The sequence below is a fragment of the Cohnella luojiensis genome, from assembly GCF_004564235.1.
Lineage (GTDB): Bacteria > Bacillota > Bacilli > Paenibacillales > Paenibacillaceae > Cohnella > Cohnella luojiensis.
This window is the reverse complement of record NZ_SOMN01000003.1, coordinates 88,564-105,231: the sequence shown is the minus strand read 5'-3', so window position 1 is coordinate 105,231 and position 16,668 is coordinate 88,564. Positions and strand designations below refer to the sequence as shown.

Annotated in this window: 17 protein-coding genes; 3 read left to right on the top strand and 14 right to left on the bottom strand. The window is 51.7% G+C overall.

Annotated features, from left to right (window positions below):
* Positions 1-56: 56 nt before the first annotated feature.
* Positions 57-932, top strand: a complete 876-nt coding sequence (locus E2980_RS04205) for a polysaccharide deacetylase family protein (protein ID WP_135150875.1) — start codon at positions 57-59, stop codon at positions 930-932.
* A gap of 63 nt (positions 933-995) precedes the next feature.
* Here the strand turns inward: E2980_RS04205 and E2980_RS04200 are convergent, their stop codons facing one another.
* Together E2980_RS04200 and E2980_RS04195 are read right to left on the bottom strand one after the other, a co-directional pair.
* Entirely contained in the window at positions 996-1,292 is a 297-nt protein-coding gene (locus E2980_RS04200; protein ID WP_135150874.1) for a hypothetical protein, read from the bottom strand.
* Positions 1,292-1,885 (bottom strand): type II CAAX endopeptidase family protein, encoded by a 594-nt coding sequence (locus E2980_RS04195; RefSeq protein WP_135150873.1) that lies wholly within the window; start codon positions 1,883-1,885, stop codon positions 1,292-1,294. The genes E2980_RS04200 and E2980_RS04195 overlap by 1 nt, the downstream gene beginning before the upstream one ends.
* 91 nt (positions 1,886-1,976) lie before the next feature.
* On the opposite strand from E2980_RS04195, the gene E2980_RS04190 reads away from it, so the two are divergent.
* Entirely contained in the window at positions 1,977-2,897 is a 921-nt protein-coding gene (locus E2980_RS04190) for a hypothetical protein (protein ID WP_135150872.1), read from the top strand.
* Between the two features lie 229 nt (positions 2,898-3,126).
* Complete coding sequence (gene serA, locus E2980_RS04185) at positions 3,127-4,719, top strand: phosphoglycerate dehydrogenase (protein WP_135150871.1); 1,593 nt, start codon at positions 3,127-3,129, stop codon at positions 4,717-4,719.
* A 60-nt stretch (positions 4,720-4,779) separates the two neighbouring features.
* Here the strand turns inward: serA and E2980_RS04180 are convergent, their stop codons facing one another.
* The 12 genes from E2980_RS04180 to E2980_RS04125 all read right to left on the bottom strand — a co-directional run bounded on the left by E2980_RS04180 (position 4,780) and on the right by E2980_RS04125 (position 16,634).
* Entirely contained in the window at positions 4,780-5,853 is a 1,074-nt protein-coding gene (locus E2980_RS04180; protein WP_240702868.1) for an MFS transporter, read from the bottom strand.
* Positions 5,854-6,022: 169 nt separating this feature from the next.
* Positions 6,023-7,477, bottom strand: a complete 1,455-nt coding sequence (locus E2980_RS04175) for an ATP-binding protein (RefSeq protein ID WP_135150870.1) — start codon at positions 7,475-7,477, stop codon at positions 6,023-6,025.
* Positions 7,478-7,480: 3 nt separating this feature from the next.
* Positions 7,481-8,194, bottom strand: coding sequence for a response regulator transcription factor (locus E2980_RS04170; protein ID WP_135150869.1), 714 nt, complete (start codon positions 8,192-8,194; stop codon positions 7,481-7,483).
* Positions 8,195-8,236: 42 nt separating this feature from the next.
* A complete protein-coding gene (gene ccsA / locus E2980_RS04165; protein WP_135150868.1) occupies positions 8,237-9,496 on the bottom strand; it encodes a cytochrome c biogenesis protein CcsA in 1,260 nt (419 codons plus the stop codon).
* Positions 9,493-11,202 carry a cytochrome c biogenesis protein ResB gene (gene resB / locus E2980_RS04160; RefSeq protein ID WP_135150867.1) on the bottom strand — a complete coding sequence of 570 codons (1,710 nt, stop codon included), beginning with the start codon at positions 11,200-11,202 and terminating at the stop codon, positions 9,493-9,495. The genes ccsA and resB overlap by 4 nt, the downstream gene beginning before the upstream one ends.
* Before the next feature lie 19 nt (positions 11,203-11,221).
* A complete protein-coding gene (locus E2980_RS04155; RefSeq protein WP_167746963.1) occupies positions 11,222-11,755 on the bottom strand; it encodes a redoxin domain-containing protein in 534 nt (177 codons plus the stop codon).
* A 110-nt stretch (positions 11,756-11,865) separates the two neighbouring features.
* Entirely contained in the window at positions 11,866-12,636 is a 771-nt protein-coding gene (locus tag E2980_RS04150; protein ID WP_135150865.1) for a pseudouridine synthase, read from the bottom strand.
* Between the two features lie 21 nt (positions 12,637-12,657).
* Positions 12,658-13,197 (bottom strand): spore maturation protein, encoded by a 540-nt coding sequence (locus E2980_RS04145; RefSeq protein WP_135150864.1) that lies wholly within the window; start codon positions 13,195-13,197, stop codon positions 12,658-12,660.
* Positions 13,198-13,202: 5 nt separating this feature from the next.
* Positions 13,203-13,868 carry a nucleoside recognition domain-containing protein gene (locus E2980_RS04140; protein WP_135150863.1) on the bottom strand — a complete coding sequence of 222 codons (666 nt, stop codon included), beginning with the start codon at positions 13,866-13,868 and terminating at the stop codon, positions 13,203-13,205.
* A 2-nt stretch (positions 13,869-13,870) separates the two neighbouring features.
* Positions 13,871-15,139: a D-alanyl-D-alanine carboxypeptidase family protein gene (locus E2980_RS04135; RefSeq protein ID WP_240702864.1), complete on the bottom strand. Its 1,269-nt coding sequence runs from the start codon at positions 15,137-15,139 to the stop codon at positions 13,871-13,873.
* Positions 15,140-15,358: 219 nt separating this feature from the next.
* Positions 15,359-15,847, bottom strand: a complete 489-nt coding sequence (gene ytfJ, locus E2980_RS04130; protein WP_135150862.1) for a GerW family sporulation protein — start codon at positions 15,845-15,847, stop codon at positions 15,359-15,361.
* A gap of 88 nt (positions 15,848-15,935) precedes the next feature.
* On the bottom strand, positions 15,936-16,634 hold the full coding sequence (locus tag E2980_RS04125) for a DUF2953 domain-containing protein (RefSeq protein WP_135150861.1): 699 nt from the start codon (positions 16,632-16,634) through the stop codon (positions 15,936-15,938).
* Positions 16,635-16,668: the final 34 nt, after the last annotated feature.

Sequence of the window (16,668 nt, the reverse complement as noted above, 5' to 3'; positions counted from 1 at the left end):
ATATGTTACAATTCGATTGATCTTGCGTAATGAACGCTATCGGAGGGAATCTCATCATGAATCGTCTAGTCATAGGAATTTGTACAACTGCTTTGTTACTCGGCCTTGTGGCCTGCAACAGCAACTCGTCTCCCAGCAACGCAGCTTCTCCAACGGCATTGCCGTCCGCGACGGCTCCTGCTTCGCAAGCCGCGTCTCCCTCCGCTTCGCCGTCGGCTAGCCCGACTGCTTCCGAAGACAGCGGGCCAAGCGCAACGCCCGAGCCTACAGCTGTCGTGAAAACTTATCGGATGAATAAAAATTATTTTATCGTTCCTATCGATAAAGAGAAAACCGAGAACAAAGTGGTACTTCTTACTTTCGACGACGGTCCTAAAGAACCCGAGACGTTGGATCCTCTCTTGGATATCCTGGATAAGCACCATGCGAAAGCGATCTTCTTCGTGAACGGCTACCGCGTCGAAGCAAATCCCGATTTGCTAAAGTTGATCGACGACCGCGGCCAGACCATCGGCAATCATTCTTGGGATCACATCATGCTGAAAAAAGAAAAAGCGCCAAAGATCAAGGAACAGATAGAAAGCGTCCAAGCTATTGTCAAGGATATTACCGGCAAAGCCCCGGTTTTCTTTAGACCGCCGCACGGTTCCTCTAACGACGAAGTCCGCAAGACCGCCAAGGAGAACGGTTTGCTGTTCATGACGTGGTCCAATGGCTCCCTGGATTGGGATATGAATAAGATACCCGAGAACGAACGACCGCAAGCCGTCATCGACAACGTGATGGAGCAATTACATCCGGGCAGCAATATTCTCATGCACGAGCTAGCTTGGACCGCCGCTGCCTTGGATGATCTCTTGACTCAGCTGGAGCAAAAGGGTTATTCCTTCGTAGACCCAAATGCCATTGACACGGAATTCTCGGACTCCTAGGTTTTGAATAAAGAAGCTGCCTCCCGTCCTTATTTGGTCGGGAGGCAGCTTTTTACGTTCTTATTAACTGCTATAGTGCTCGCGTCCCCACCAGACTAGTCCGACGACCAAGCTTGAGAAAAGGACGACGAGAAAGAGGTAAAACCATCGAGATACTTGGCTTCGTTTAACGGGGTGTACTACAGCGCGCGGCGGCAAGCCGATCTCCGGCAATCCGGAGCTTGCGGCGGTCTGCGCGATTGCCGCTTCCAACTCCTCCAAGGTCAGTGGTTCTCCGCTTTCCTTGGGAGGGCCGAACGCGGTTTGCTTAGCCGCCACATACCTGCTCCATACCGATGAAGAATCGCCGTCTTCCTTCATTACTCTTCCCTCCGAAATCTTATGATGCAACCCATCACTAAATCCACCAAAAAATGCGCTAGGATCGGTGCCCACAAAGTTCCCGTGTGGATCATGATCCAGCCTAATCCGTAACTGATCGAGAAAACCAATCCCGTCGGAATCCAATGACGCAAGTACCGGACGTGAATCGCGGCGAAGAGAATGCTCGTCCAATAGGGACCGATCGCGAATTGTATGGCGCCGCGGAATAGAATCTCTTCGCAAATCGCTACGACTAACGAAATGACCGCGATATGCCAAACCGCCCGCTTCTTGAATATCCTTTCGTTAACTCCCCCGTCGTCCGATGCCTCCTCCGGAACGAAACGGGAAATTCCCAAATCGAAGAGCAAGACTACCAGCGCTAATCCCCCTCCCCATAAGGCAAATTCGGTTGTGGACGGAGGTTTAAACAAATCGAGAGGATTTCTACCCTGAAATAATATCCATGCGATACCGATAATAAGAGTGATTGCTTGCGTCGCATACAAATTGGCTAATAACATCTTGTCGTTCAGTTGGTCCACGGTCACTTTGCGAATCTTGATGTTTCGAATGTCGAATTTTCTCATGCTACCTCGGTTTATGCTAATTTTTGTATGTTCAAGCGCCATGTTTTTTTCTATACTAGGACTACTAACTAACCGTTAAAAGGAGCAACCGATGGAAAAGCGTCTGAATCGATCCGACCTTATTTTTTCACTAGCTTTCTTACTCATGCTTATCATCGCGGTAGGAGCTTTTTTTTACGGCGTCAAGGTGGGTTCTGATCGTACCGAAGCAAGGTATGCAACCGCAGAAGTATCGGAATTAGCCGCTACTCCCGAGCCGAATGCTTATCAGCAGCAAGATTTGGTTTCTTTCTATCATACCGTATTTTTGTCTTATCGTGAATTTCAAAACGATTGGTTCGCCGCCCAAGAAAAATGGCTGTCAGAATCGACCGCCGATCGATCGTCTTCCATGAAGGAACTAGCCAAGTCCGCGCAAAACAAATACGATGCGATTAAAGCCGTCTATGTGCCGCCTATCTCGCCGCAATTGAAGAGCTCGCAAACGAGCTACCTCAAGAGTCTGAAGTTGTTCAAGGAAGGCTTTTCCTTGCTTGCAGCCACGGCAAACGAAGGAACTGCGCAGATGACTATGGATAAGGTGAACGATAACTCTTATTATAAAGAAGGACTCGCGCATTCGCTCGACGCGCAGAAGGAATATTATAACTCCATGCTGAAATGGGCCGCATCGGTCGACTCCGATATCCCGGGTGAATACGATAGACCGGATGTTCTCACGATTGCGAAGTGGAAAACCCTGCCTCTGATCGTGAAAATCAAGGTTTCGTCCGACTACCTTTCCGAGCAAGCTCAACTTGCGGACTTCCTGCCTCATGACTTGACCGCACGTATCGATCAATTCATCGGCTCGGGCCAAGCGGACAAACGGAAAGTGAAGAGCTTCAACGCTATCGCCGAGCTGCTGACGAGCACGGAGGCGGTACGCAGCGGAGATTTCATTGGAATGAAATCCCGGATCTACGAGAGCGACCAACTGCCGCAGCTGCCGTTTTTCTTCCCGGAGAAGTAAAGAGTATAGTTTAACTACTGGATAAAGCGCCATTTTGTCGCACATTCGCCATTGCAATTGTCTATCCCGTTGCTATAAAATAGGAAGGGCATTTGGAACCGTCTCGTGCGTAAAGCGATACAAGAAAAGAAGTGACCTTGCGGAGTCACCCTCTACGCACCGTTTGCCCGCTTAATGCGGAAAGCGGCGGTTGAGGGTGTTTTCTATATATCGAAGGAGGGGTTCCACCATGTTTAAGGTTTTAGTTTCGGATCCGATTAGCGATTTGGGCATTTCGCTCCTGGTCGAAGCATCCGATATCACCATTGACAAGAAGACAGGCTTAAGCGAGGACGAATTAGTCGCCATCATCGGTGAATACGATGCATTGCTCGTTCGCAGCCAAACGCGAGTTACCGAAAAAATCATGACCGCCGGGAAAAAACTTAAAGTGATCGGACGAGCCGGCGTCGGCGTTGACAACATCGAACTTGATGCAGCAACGAAACGCGGGATCATCGTCATTAACGCACCGGATGGCAACACGATAACGACTTGCGAGCACACTTTCGCCATGATGATGGCCGTTGCCCGCCACATCCCTCAAGCTTATTTGAAAACAGTCGGCGGAGTATGGGACCGCAAATCCTTCGTCGGCGTCGAACTTCGCAACAAAACGCTCGGCGTTCTAGGCATGGGCCGTATCGGCAGCGAAGTAGCCGCTCGTGCCAAAGCCTTCGGAATGAACGTACTCGGCTATGATCCTTTCCTAACGGAAGAGCGCGCGGAGAAAATGGGCGTACGCAAGGCGTCGGTAGACGATATCATCGGCGAAGCGGATTTCATTACGGTTCATACCCCGCTTACGCCGGAAACGCGTCACATGATCGGTAAAGATCAGTTCGCTCGCATTAAACCAGGCGTTCGCATCGTTAACTGCGCTCGCGGCGGCATCATCGACGAGCTTGCGCTTGTCGCCGCTATCGACGCCGGTCAAGTCGCTGGCGCGGCCTTCGACGTATTCGAAGAGGAACCGCCAGCTCCCGACCACCCGTTCCTGTCGCATCCGAAGATTATCGTCACTCCTCACTTGGGCGCTTCTACCATCGAGGCGCAAGAGAACGTGGCCATCGACGTTTCGGAACAATTGCTTCACATTTTGCGCGGAGAGCCTTTCAAGAATGCGGTTAACATGCCTCCGGTAGCGGCCGAAGTCCTTTCCAAGCTTGAGCCTTACTTCTCGCTCGGCAAGAAACTCGGCAGCTTCGCCGCTCAAATCGCGGAAGGCCCGGTCAAGGAAATCGCGGTTTCTTATGCCGGCGATCTGGCAGAGGTCGACACTCAGCCGCTAACTCGGCATATCGTGGAAGGCGTGCTTGCCCACCACCTCGGCTCCGATCAAGTTAACGTCGTCAACGCGATGCATCTTGCTAAGAACCGCGAAGTCAATATCGTCGTCACGAAATCCCATGCTTCCAAGGGGTTCACCAACCAAGTCAGCGTTACGCTTCGCACGGATAAGGAAGAACGTCTAGTCGCAGGTACGCTGCTGAACGGATTCGGTCCTCGGATCACGCAAGTCGATAAATTCCCGGTCGACGTTGAACCGCAAGGTCACATCCTGCTTATCTCTCACCACGATAAGCCGGGAATCATCGGACGCGTAGGAACGTTGCTCGGCACGAACGAGATTAACATCGCCACCATGCAGGTAGGCCGTAAAATCGTCGGCGGAGCGGCAATCATGATGCTTGGCGTGGATAAAGGCGTGACCAAGCAAGTACTGGGCGAACTCACGGCTCTTCCGGACCTTAACAATGCTAAGGAAATTCATTTGCACTAGGAAGAAAATGCAAAAAAAAGCTGCTCAAAAGCGAAAACCTTTTGAGCAGCTTTTTTTCCATTACACTTTATTTCGGACGAGGAGCGCAATGCCAAGCTGCGTTAACGCGGTTAGAAGCAACACGACCGGAAGTGCCGGGGAATTCAAGTCGCTCGCGAATAAAATCTGCAACAAGATCGATAATACGCGACCCGCGTTTAGGAAAAATTCACGAATGACAACCGATTCGATCCGGAACATTCCCTTAAGCGGCAGTCCATCCATTATCCTATAATAATAGGAGGTTAACGTATTGATGATCAGAGGCGCCATCAGGGAATAGACGGACATGAAGAGGATAACCGTCCACAGCTTAATATCCAGAAACAGAACGGCAGCTCCCGCGATGATGAATAGCGATGCCACTGACAAATCGCGGCGTATGTTGCTTTGCTGTTTCCTGCGAGAGATGAACAGTCCTGTCAGGATCGTAAGCAACGCGAAGAATACGGTTAAATAGCCGACTTGATCTTCACGGCCGACCGTTTGAAACATTAAGATGTTAGGCAAGAACAGCATCAATCCCTGGAACAAGCCCAGTATGAGAAACCCTATTAGCGAGAGCATCCACAGCCGGTTTTTCATCATCATAAGTCCGGAATACTTTAAATAATAGGTCTTGTGATGCGATTGAATTCTTCGAATGCGCAAGCTGAAGAAAGAAGCGACTCCGAACAAAGACGATGCGGCGGCGAACGTGAGCAAGTAGCCCTTCAAGCCTTCGAACAAACTGATCAGGAAACCCGACAAAGCCGGCCCGGCCAATCCCGCGGAATTAAAGACGATCATGTTGATCCCCAAAAAGCGCGAGCGGTTTCTAGCTTCCGTAACGTCATACATGAGAACGAGGTACCCCGTCCAATAGAGCCCCAAAGCCAGCCCGTTAAAGGCCGCAAACCATGGATAATAGGTAACGACCTTCTCCTGAGCGAAAATGACGACAAGAAAAAAGACCGTGATCAACGCGATGCCGAGGCGATACGTGACCATCCGGTCCTTCTTCTTCGCGATCCATCCGCCGAGAGCAAACGCGATGGGAGTCATTCCGTAAACGATAATATTGAAAATCCCGTTGATAACTAAATCTTCGGTCAAACGCCACAAATATAAATTGAGGAAAAGTCCCGACATCGATGCACCGAATTGAAGCAACCGTGAATGAGTAATGCGACGCGGGCTTCCTTAGACAATTGAAATTCGGATGCTGATTTTGAGGGATTGCGTGAAGGCCAAAACCGGCGGAAGTTCATGTCGTTCCCTCTTTTCAACGCAACGGTTCTTTAGCGTTCTTCTTGCGGTTAGCTTCAACGGGAAGCTGTATCGTAAAAGCAGTCCCTTGCCCAGGCGCGCTAATCGCGCTAATGGTGCCTCCATGGGCCACGATCAAGTTCTTGACGATAGCTAACCCTAAACCGGTTCCGCCGCCCGTCGTCTCTCTTTTGCGAGCCTTATCCGCCTTGTAGAAGCGTTCGAAGATGTAAGGCAAATCCTCGTGAGGAATTCCCTGACCTTCGTCGATAACTTTCAGTTCCAGCCATTCGCCATTGCTCCCGCCGATTCTCGAGGCACACAAGGCGATAGACGCTCCTGAGGGCGTATGGCGAAGCGCGTTGTCCATGAGGTTCGTCAACACCTGCTCTAGACGATCTGCATCTGCGGCTTCCAGCAGCAACGATGGATCCTCTTCCGACTTCGTAAGCACGATATGGCGTTCTTTGGCTAGCACCGCGAATTTGCGGTATACCCGCGAAAGGAGACCGTTCACGTCCAACGGCTGAAAATTCATTTCCAGATATCCCGCTTCCATCCTAGCCAAGTCCAATAGGTCCTTGACCAGGCGCCCCATTCGAAGCGACTCGTCATGGATGACCTGCACGAGCTCTCTTCGCTCTTCCGGTGTAGCCGCGATATCGTCCATAAGCGCTTCGCTATAGCCTTGAACCATAGACAGCGGAGTTCGTATCTCATGGGACACGTTCGCTACGAAATCTTTACGCATTTTGTCCACGCGGAACTCCTCGGTGACATCCCGCAGCACGGCGACGGCGCCCCTAACGGAATCCGTCGAAGCCAATGGAGTCATCACGACCGACCAAACCCCGCTTTTCACGTGTACCTTGACGGTAAGCTCTTTGCCGCTCGAGATGACATTGCGGAACGTCTCGCGCAGAGGCCCGGGAACGTGCGCGTCGCGCTCGGGAGAATCCTCGTCGGACCAGTCCACGGAGCTCCAGTCCTCCAACAGGTGTTGCCCCTGGGGGTTGGTCAGGATAACCTCTCCCCCGGCGTCGAAGGAGATGACGGAATCCGTCATGCTTCGAAGGACGCTGCTTAAGTGGTCGCGTTCATGCTGAAGGTCCTTTATGAGGGTATGCAGCTCCGAAGCCATTTGGTTAAACGTATTGGCAAGCTCGCCGATTTCATCGGAGGACCGAATGGCTACCCTTGCCGTGTAATCGCCTTGCGCAACGCTGTTAGCCGCATCCTTCATCTCCCGCAACGGCTGCGTGATTTTCGTCAGAAGGAAAAAAGCGAAGAACGTCGTCAACAGAAATCCGATGACTCCGGAATAGATAAACAAATGTTTGATCTTCATCGGATCGGCAAAAGTCAGGTCGATGTATTCTAGCAGAAACAAGCCTAACGTCGTAATAACGACCGCAACTAATCCTATGATCGTCAGCCACATCTTGCCGACGACCGTTCTCCATATCGCCATACCCTATTTCGCCGCCTCTAACTTGTAACCCACGCCCCATACCGTCGTGATCATCGAAGCCGCTTCCGACGATACGCGGTTCAGCTTCTCGCGAAGGCGTTTTACGTGGGTATCGACCGTCCGCAGGTCCCCGAAGAAGTCATAGTTCCACACGTCCTTAAGCAGCTCTTCGCGCGAAAACACTTTGTCAGGCGTACTGGCTAAATAGTGCAAAAGCTCGTATTCCTTGGGCGTTAAGTTTACTTCTTGTCCGCTGGCGGTTACGCGATGGGCATCATGCTCGATGATCAAGAAAGGAAACACGATATTGTTGCTCGTATTCAGTTCCTTGGATAGGAATGCCGTAGCCGACGAACGGCGCAAGATCGCCTTAATGCGGAAGATGACTTCCCGCGGGCTGAACGGCTTCACCACGTAATCGTCCGCGCCAACCTCGAAGCCTTGGACGCGATTGACTTCTTCGCCCTTGGCCGTGAGCATAAGCACGGGAGTCGCCTTCTGCTGACGAAGACGCGCGCATACCTCGATGCCGTCGATGCCCGGCAGCATAAGGTCAAGCACGATCAGATCGAAGTCGTCCTCCTGCGCTTTGCGAAGCGCGGTTTCGCCGTCCTCCGCCTCATCGATGACGTAACCTTCCTTCTCCAAATACATCCTTAGCAAGCGACGGATTCTTTCCTCGTCGTCTACGACCAATATCCGATTACCTGTATTCATGCGCATGCACTCCTCTCGGCTTTTAACCTTCTGTGTGCCCTATTATACTCCGGAGTAAGAATGCAATCCGGCAATGACGAGATTAACTCCAATTAACGTGAACATGACGACCAAGAATCCAATGACCGCAAGCCAAGCGGAGCGAGTACCTTGCCAGCCGCGCGACAAGCGAAGATGCAAGTATACGCTGTAGAACAAGAACGTAACGAGAGCCCATACTTCCTTCGGATCCCAGCCCCAGAAACGCGACCAGGCTATCTGAGCCCAGATCATCGCGAAAATGAGCGCACCTAGCGTAAAGATCGGGAATCCGATCGCGATGGCACGATAACTGATCTCCTCCAAATCTTCCGGATCGATGTCCGTAAGGTGAGGATGTATAACTGCCGCGAGCGGTTTACGGGTAATTAGCCGAAGGAGACCGTACAAGATTAATCCCGCGATAACGGACCAAATGACCGTATTCAGCTTACGTCCCGCGTTGACTCCGTTTAACCAAGAAGGAGATTCGAACAGCGGCTCGTTCATTCCGATGAAGGATTGGAAGGAAACCGTATCGCTATTGTAAGGCGCCACGATCGGCGGTAAACTATACTTCACTTCTTTGACTTCGGTAATGGCAACCCCGTCGTCGTCGATCGATACCGTCTCTTGGCTAAAGTTCGATTCATAACCCGCTCCGCGGAAGGCGAAAACGGCGACTAAGAAGCCTATGAGAACAATAATGACGAATAGCGAGAATTCCGTCCAGAATTGCGCTCGTTTCCCCGCTTTATCTTTACGGGTGAAGTCGACTACCCTAATCAGTTGCATCAGGGCGGCTGCAAAACCGACAGCGAAGAAGGCTTCTCCCGTAGCGGCAGTCGTCACGTGAATTTTCAGCCAAACACTATTCAATGCCGGTATAAGCGGCTGTACTTCGGACGGGAATACGGAAGCGTACGCGATAATGATAATGACGAGCGGAAGCGCGAACGCTCCCAGCAGCATATTGCGGTATATAAGATGCACTACGATAAAGGCGAGCATAATGGCCATACCGAGAAAAGTCATGAATTCATACATGTTGCTCGTCGGAATGTGTCCTCCCCCATGCCAACGGGTAAAGAAAAAGGTCAAATGGGCTATCCAGCCGATCACGGCCAGCACGAATCCGATTTTGCCCCAACGCGCCGTGTGGTCTTCCGGTTTACGGTTGCTCCAACGTTTGCCTGCCACGCCGATGGCGAAAGCGATAAACGAAACGCAATAGAAGTAAAACGCGGTTATAAACGCATTACTGCTGAACTCTAACCAATTCAACGTAAATTCCTCCTGTTATCGAGCGATTTGGGCGTAACCTCGATGCCTGCTCGTCCCAAAGCCCAAGCGACGTCGGCTCTCAAGCCGAAGCTATTCTTATTCGTGTGTCCGCCAAGCGATAGCTTATCATCGTCGAATCGCAACCAAATCCGCCTATGCTGCCAGTAGAAGCCCATGATCAGACCAATCATCGATATGGCGGCGCCGACCCAGATGTATGGCATCGCCTTGTCCATCCGGATGTTCAGGTAGGTTGTATATTCGGAATACTTGATATTATTCATTTTACCATCGACGATCGGGTTTTCCACCTTTATGGCGAATTTACCCGTATTGTCCCCTCTTTGCTTGAAGCTTTCGTTGAAAAGCTGCTCGTAGTACTTGCTCTTCTCGCTCGGCATTGGGAAATAAATGTATACTTCCCCTTCCGGTCGTATTTCCGGGCCCGTAACGCGGAACACGAACGCAGGATTGTTCGGCTCCCTCGTCTTGGTCATAGGGCGCTTCTGTTCGTCCAGACTAAAGTCCGGGTAATAGTCGTTTAGCTTCAACTGATAGGAACCGACCTCATACGATTCCGATGGATTATCCATAAGCAGGTCAAACGAGCCTAAGGATTCCCCCGTAGAAGCGTTCAAGAGCGAAGGATGCACGGAAATGAACCGAACCTTTTCCTGGAAGCTATTCTGGTACAGCTTTAGTCCGTCATAGGATAACGCGCTGTTTACGTGGATGTCATGCTGCATGACCTCCGTCAATACGGGCTCCTTGATCGGATCGTCGCAGTCGGCCGTGCATTCGTACAGCCGGGCTTTCGTCTCATACAGCTTGACGACCTTCGTACCCTTCTGATTGCTCGCCAGCTCGCTCTCCGAGTAGTAGTCCACGGTGAAATCATCGTTTTTTGCATAGTAGTTCGTACCCGGAATTTGCCTCGTTTCGCCTTCGTAGAGAGATAAATATTGATCCATGTGCCATGAAGGAATCCCGCGTCCGAGTACGGCGAGCAGGAAGATGATAAGTCCGATATGGTTAATATAAGGTCCCCAGCGGCTGAACCTGTTTTTCTCCGCGAGCAACGCGCCGTCCTCTTGCCACACCCGGTAACGCTTGCGCTTCAACTGTTTGCCGAACTCCGCGAGCCAAGCTTCCCGGTCGCCTTCAAACGTCCCCGTATAGACCACTTGCTGACGGGTTATGAATTGGAGATGTTTACGTATCTGCTGTCTCGCTAACGCGCGGTAAAGCGGGAGAACTCGATCCAAGCTGCATACGACAAGCGAAGTCCCGATCATGACCAGCAATGCGACGAACCACCATGACTCGTATGTCCTCGATAATCCGAGCGCATGATAGATAACGCCGGCCGTTCCGTGCTCTTCCTTGTAATAGGCCGCGAATTCCGACCTCTCGGTCAGATTGATCAGCGTGCTTTCCTGTTGGAAAATAGTGCCGAGAGACGCGCCTAGTAACGTAATAAAGATCAAATATACGGCGATCTTAACCGAGGAGAAAAAGTTCCATATCCGGTCGATGAAATGCGGGTTTGCTTTCTGGGACCTGCGCGCCACACCGTCATATCTCATCTCGAGCGGGGTATTCTCGTCTATTAACAGGTCCTCGTCCAGAGGCTTGCCGCATGATTCGCACAATACCGTGCCTACGGGATTCTGGTGTCCGCATTCGCACTTGGTGTTCTGAAACAACTGCCAGGCCTCCTTGACGTCACGAGTTCGACTTCATTAGCCGTTCTACGCGCGTCTCGATCTCTTCTTCGGTCAATAAACCGCCGATGACGACCTCTTGGATCGTCCCTTTCGCGGTTATGAAGAACGTTGTCGGGTACTGCTTAAGCCCGTACGCCTTCTCCGTTTTCTTATCCATGTCGAGCAGAATCGGGAAACTCACTCCTACTTGCCGAATGAAGCTCTCGACGGTTAACGAGTCTTCGCTAAGATTGATTCCGACTAACTGCAGCCCTTGCCCGTTCCACTTTTCGTATTGCTTCTGAAGGGCAGGCATTTCATTGCGGCATGGCGGACAGAAGGTACCCCAGAAGTTCAGGATGAGCGGCTTCCCCTCGTAATCCTTCCATTCGTGAACCTTATCGTCCAGGCCGGCTAAGCGGAAAGCCGGCGGCTTGTCTCCTTTGTTCAGCACGACGCTCGTCGTGAACAGCGAATTGCCGATCGCGTATCCTCCAACGAGGAGCACGACGGCTAAGATAATATATTGCATCGCTTTGCGATATCGTCCCATATAAGCCTTCTCACCACCCGTAATCCGATATTCCCATTATAACGAAAACACCGGGGTCAAGGGCAAGGGCCCGACCTCCGGTTTTGAACATTGTGTGACGCAATATAGGGTCAATCCTCGGCCGATTCCGTCGTCTCGGTGCCTGGTTCAACTGCTACTCCCGCTACCGACTCTTGAAGCTTGGCTATCTCGTCCGCCGTTAATCTGCGATTCTTGCCGCGCTGCAGATTGCCCAATTGCAAACTGCCGAACGTAATCCTCTTAAGCCGGGTGACGGGATGATTAATCGCGTCGAACATCCGGCGAACTTGGCGGTTGCGGCCTTCGCGGATCGTAATGGAAATCGTGGCGAACTTCTTCTCGGGATCGATATCGTGATATTCGACCTCGGCAGGAGCCGTCATCCCGTCCTCAAGCTTAATGCCCTTCTGCAGCTTCTCAAGCGCGTTGCCATGAGGAACCCTTTCGACGGTGGCGTGATAGGTCTTCGGTACATGATGACTCGGATGCGTCAGCTTGTGGGCTAGATCGCCATCATTCGTCATAAGCAGCAGACCTTCCGAGTCGTAATCCAACCTTCCGACCGGATAGAGCCGTTCTTTGATTTCTTTCATATAATCGGTAACGACGCTGCGGCCTTGGGGATCGGATACGCTCGTGATGACCCCTTTGGGCTTATTGAAAATAATATATACTTTTGCTTCCTTCTTGATCGCTTTTCCAGATACCGTAATAAAGTCTTTGGTTGGATCGGCTTTCACGCCTAGCTCGGTCACGACTTCGCCGTTAACCGTCACTTTCCCGGCGGTAATGAGCTCTTCGCACTTCCGCCTGGATGCGACGCCGGCGTTCGCAAGAACCTTCTGTAATCTTTCCTCCACGGTCTTTCACCTCATACTCCATCATACCAATCCGAACATCAACCAGCAAGCGGCAACGGCGGCAAAGAACCCGATGAAATCGGATAAAAGGCCTACCTTAAGCGCATATCGCGAATTCCGGATTCCCACGGCCCCGAAATAGACGGTCAGAACGTATAACGTCGTATCCGTGCTGCCCTGTATAGTGGATGCAATCCGCGCCACGAACGAATCGGGTCCCTGCTCCTTGATAAGGTCTGTAACGAAGGCTAGCGAGCCTGCGCCGGTAATCGGCCTAAGCAAGGCGAGCGGAAGAACGTCTCCGGGGATGCCGACCCCTTCCAGCAGGGGCTTGATCAAGCCTACGATGGCATCCATTGCTCCCGATGCCCTGAACATGCCGATGGCAGTCATCATGCCGACAAGATGAGGAATAATGCCTATCGCCGTCTGGAACCCGTCCTTGGCTCCATCGATGAAAGTCTCGTACACGGGCACCTTGCGGAGCGAAGCGTATAAAGGAATAAAGGCAATAAGAACGGGAATTGTCCATGTTGAGACGACTTGAATCCATGAGATCAATAAGCTCAGCCTCCCCCTGCGGGAGCCGGAGGTTTATACAAGGTTGTCGGGGGCGCTGCTCCATCTTTTTGGATGATCGTCGAGGTTGGCGGGAATTTATTTCTCCTGCGATACCACCTGTCGATAATGACGGCAGCTCCGGTTGAGATCAGCGTAGCCAGCAAGGTAGGGGCTACGATGTCCGCGGGATGAACGGAGCCGAAATTCATCCGGATCGCGATCATCGTCGTTGGAACGAGCGTTATGCTTGCGGTGTTTAGAGCGAGCAGGGTACACATCGCCGGAGTGGCGACCGTCGGATGGGGATTGAGCTTCTGCAGTTCCTGCATCGCCTTGATTCCCATTGGCGTTGCCGCGTTACCCAAGCCAAGAAGATTAGCGCTCATATTGGATAAGATATAACCCATGGCTGGATGTTCCGAAGGGACATCCGGGAATAACCGTCTGACGATCGGTGCCAATAGCCTGGATAACTTGCTAACTAAGCCTGCAACTTCGGCAATTCTCATTAGGCCCATCCAGAACACCAGAATGCTTATAAGCCCCAAGCATACGGTCACTCCCGTCTGGGCGCCGCCGAACGCAGCCTCGGCAACCTGCTCCATTTTGCCATTGGCTGCCCCGAACAATACGCTGAATACGATCATGCCCATCCAGATCCAATTCACCATCGTTAAGTCCCTCCTTGCAGGAACAGCGCTTTAAGAGTTGTCCGGATGGATGTCTCGAAGGAAGTCGCGGGGGAAGCCTGAGTGTACGACGGCTTGTGGAGTTCAGTCCGCTTTCCCGAGCTCTCTTGTTGTTCTTGTTCTCCCGCAACCAACGGCACCGTTCCGATGACCCTGTCGTTCAGCACGAAGTTTAGTTGACCCCGATACCCGAGATTATAGTGGGCCGTGCCTTCCCGCAAAGGAGTCAGACGAATCTCAAGCCGCTCGCGTTCTCCCTTGGCGAATGGATAAGCGAAGCTATTCGATGTCTTGAAAGGATAACCGGCAATGGGATCTCCGGCTTTGGTTACGCTCGTGAGCGGAAAATGGGCAAAGCCGAAATCGAGCAGGTTTCGGTGGTCGATCCAGTCATTTCCATCGTTCAGCGTTACCGCGACCAGTTGTTGTCCGTCTCGGGTAGCGGAGGTAACGAGAGTCCTAAGCGATTGTTTCGTATAACCTGTTTTCACGCCGTCCGCACCATCATACATCGTTAGCATTCTATTTTTGTTTACCCACTTGTAATCCCATTCCTCGTTAGGATTAGGCGCTGATTTCACGCGAGTTCTGACGATCTCCTTGAATACCGGATTGCGCAAGGCGTATACGGTAAGCTTGGCCAAATCATTGGCAGACGAATAATGTCCCTGCTCGTCCAAGCCGTGAGGATTCATGAAATGGCTATGGGTGAGGCCAATCTCCTCCGCCTTCCGATTCATGAGGAAAGCAAAACCCTCGACGGATCCCCCGACATGCTCCGCGATCGCCATCGCCGCGTCATTGCCCGAACGGAGCATAAGGCCGTATAGCGCATTGCGGAGCGTTATTTTCTCGCCGGCCTTCAAGTATAGCGACGAGCCTTCCTTCCCGGCAGCGCGGACGCTTACTTTCACAGCGTTATCTAACCGTCCATGTTCTATCGCTACTATTGCGGTCATGATTTTCGTCAAGCTGGCAATTTTCATCGGCTCGTCTCCACGCTGGCTAAACAGAATGCGTCCGGATGTTACGTCAGCCAATGCTGCCCCTTTGGCATGGTTTCCGGGTGGTGAAGGCAGATTCGCTATTCCGGAGACGACTTCGTTATTTGCTAATGCCTCCGTTTGAATGGCGGCGGTAAGAAGCGGCATGCCGATTAAGCCGAACATGATAAAGCGAGCGTAACGATTCCTGAACAAGGTGAACATGCGTTTCCCCCTTATGCCGCAAGCCGTCGTTGCAGGCATGCGCACTTTCCTGATGCTCCTATCCCCATTTTATGTAGGCATGTCCGGAAGTATGTGAATGCCGTTAGAAACGCAAGAAGCGGCTGCGCAGGTTTTTCTTGCGCAACCGCTTTTCTTCGTACAATCGGAAAGTATAAGTTTTCGAACTCCTTATACTCATCTGATTGTTCCGATATAAACGTATTCGCCGATAAAGTACGGCGAAAGCCATTTATGCTTGGATAGTCACATGATATTGTTGGAAGGCGGTTTTGATTGATTAGGCTGCTGAATATTCACGGTGACATCTGAAGAATCCGCGTTCGCGCCCTTCTGGAATGCGTTCTTTAATTTGTCTACCCACTGCGGAGCGGCGTCGATCAAACGTTCGAGAATATGGGTTTGGTTATCCAGCGGAACCACTTTGACGCCTTGAGTACCGACGACGAGGAACGCTATCGGCGTAATCGATACGCCGCCGCCGCTGCCGCCGCCGAACGGAAGGGATACGGAAGCATTATGCGCGTCTTGTCCGCTAGCGCTTCCTGAAGATTCTTCCATTCCGCTGAATTCGCTCCCGCCTGCCGCGAAGCCGAATCCCACCTTGCTGATCGGCAGGATTACGCTTCCGTCCGGAGTCTGGACCGGTTCGCCGACGATCGTGTTGACATCCACCATATCCTTGATATTTTCCATGGCGGTTTGCATAAGGCCGTTAATGGGGTGCTCAGACATGTTTAACTCCTCCTTTCGTGTACCTAATTTGCCCTAAACAGTCGTACGGTTATTCCTTCCAACTCCGATTCGACAGCTTATGCGCACTCTAATTCAAGGTCTCTTTAGGTGCTGAAATCAATATGCGCCATGCGCGAATGGCTTTACGCAGGTAAATCGTCTTCGTACCCAGCTTAATTCCGGCTGCTAGCGCAGAGCTTACGCGAATTCTGAAATCCGCTTCCCATACAACGCTGAATTCCGTCGTGACATAATTCGGCATGACATGGCCGTGCGGCGATGTCTTCAACGTGATAAATTGCCCCGCGGCACCCGACGCGCATCCCATTACCGCCCATAACAGACCGGAAACGACCGCCGTAGTTGCGGCATCACCCGTACCCACGCGGAAATCCAGGCGCCACCGGGTACACTCTACCTTCTTCATCGTTCGTCTCGCCCAACGCCTGAATTTTTTCGTGGAAAACAAGATCGTTCGATAAGATCTGGCATTTCGTAACAGGCTTCCCTTGCTGATTTTCCGCTTATTCTGCTTCTGATCATCCGTTCCGATTCCCGACAATCCTCCTTCTCTCTTGTCGCGATAGACGATACTCCATCCGCGAATAACGATGGAGGGAAGGATAATCTGATAGTGAAACAGTCCGTATAACGCTTGAATAACGATTACGAGCTGATCCAACCGGCCGCTGCGCGAATATCGGACGCGAAACCGTACACGGGAGAATAACGCTGCCACTATGCCCACAAGGACAACTGCCAATACTATCCAAAGCCAGAAGGCCATACTTCCCCCGCCTTTCCTAGGGGTAGTATGACCT

Bases quoted from the DNA above. Each gene is read 5' to 3' on its own strand.
- E2980_RS04205 (WP_135150875.1), top strand. From the start codon at position 57: ATGAATCGTCTAGTCATAGGAATTTGTACAACTGCTTTGTTACTCGGC.
- E2980_RS04200 (WP_135150874.1), bottom strand. From the start codon at position 1,292: ATGAAGGAAGACGGCGATTCTTCATCGGTATGGAGCAGGTATGTGGCG.
- E2980_RS04195 (WP_135150873.1), bottom strand. From the start codon at position 1,885: ATGAGAAAATTCGACATTCGAAACATCAAGATTCGCAAAGTGACCGTG.
- E2980_RS04190 (WP_135150872.1), top strand. From the start codon at position 1,977: ATGGAAAAGCGTCTGAATCGATCCGACCTTATTTTTTCACTAGCTTTC.
- serA (WP_135150871.1), top strand. From the start codon at position 3,127: ATGTTTAAGGTTTTAGTTTCGGATCCGATTAGCGATTTGGGCATTTCG.
- E2980_RS04175 (WP_135150870.1), bottom strand. From the start codon at position 7,477: ATGGCGATATGGAGAACGGTCGTCGGCAAGATGTGGCTGACGATCATA.
- E2980_RS04170 (WP_135150869.1), bottom strand. From the start codon at position 8,194: ATGAATACAGGTAATCGGATATTGGTCGTAGACGACGAGGAAAGAATC.
- E2980_RS04155 (WP_167746963.1), bottom strand. From the start codon at position 11,755: ATGGGACGATATCGCAAAGCGATGCAATATATTATCTTAGCCGTCGTG.
- E2980_RS04140 (WP_135150863.1), bottom strand. From the start codon at position 13,868: ATGGTGAATTGGATCTGGATGGGCATGATCGTATTCAGCGTATTGTTC.
- ytfJ (WP_135150862.1), bottom strand. From the start codon at position 15,847: ATGTCTGAGCACCCCATTAACGGCCTTATGCAAACCGCCATGGAAAAT.
- E2980_RS04125 (WP_135150861.1), bottom strand. From the start codon at position 16,634: ATGGCCTTCTGGCTTTGGATAGTATTGGCAGTTGTCCTTGTGGGCATA.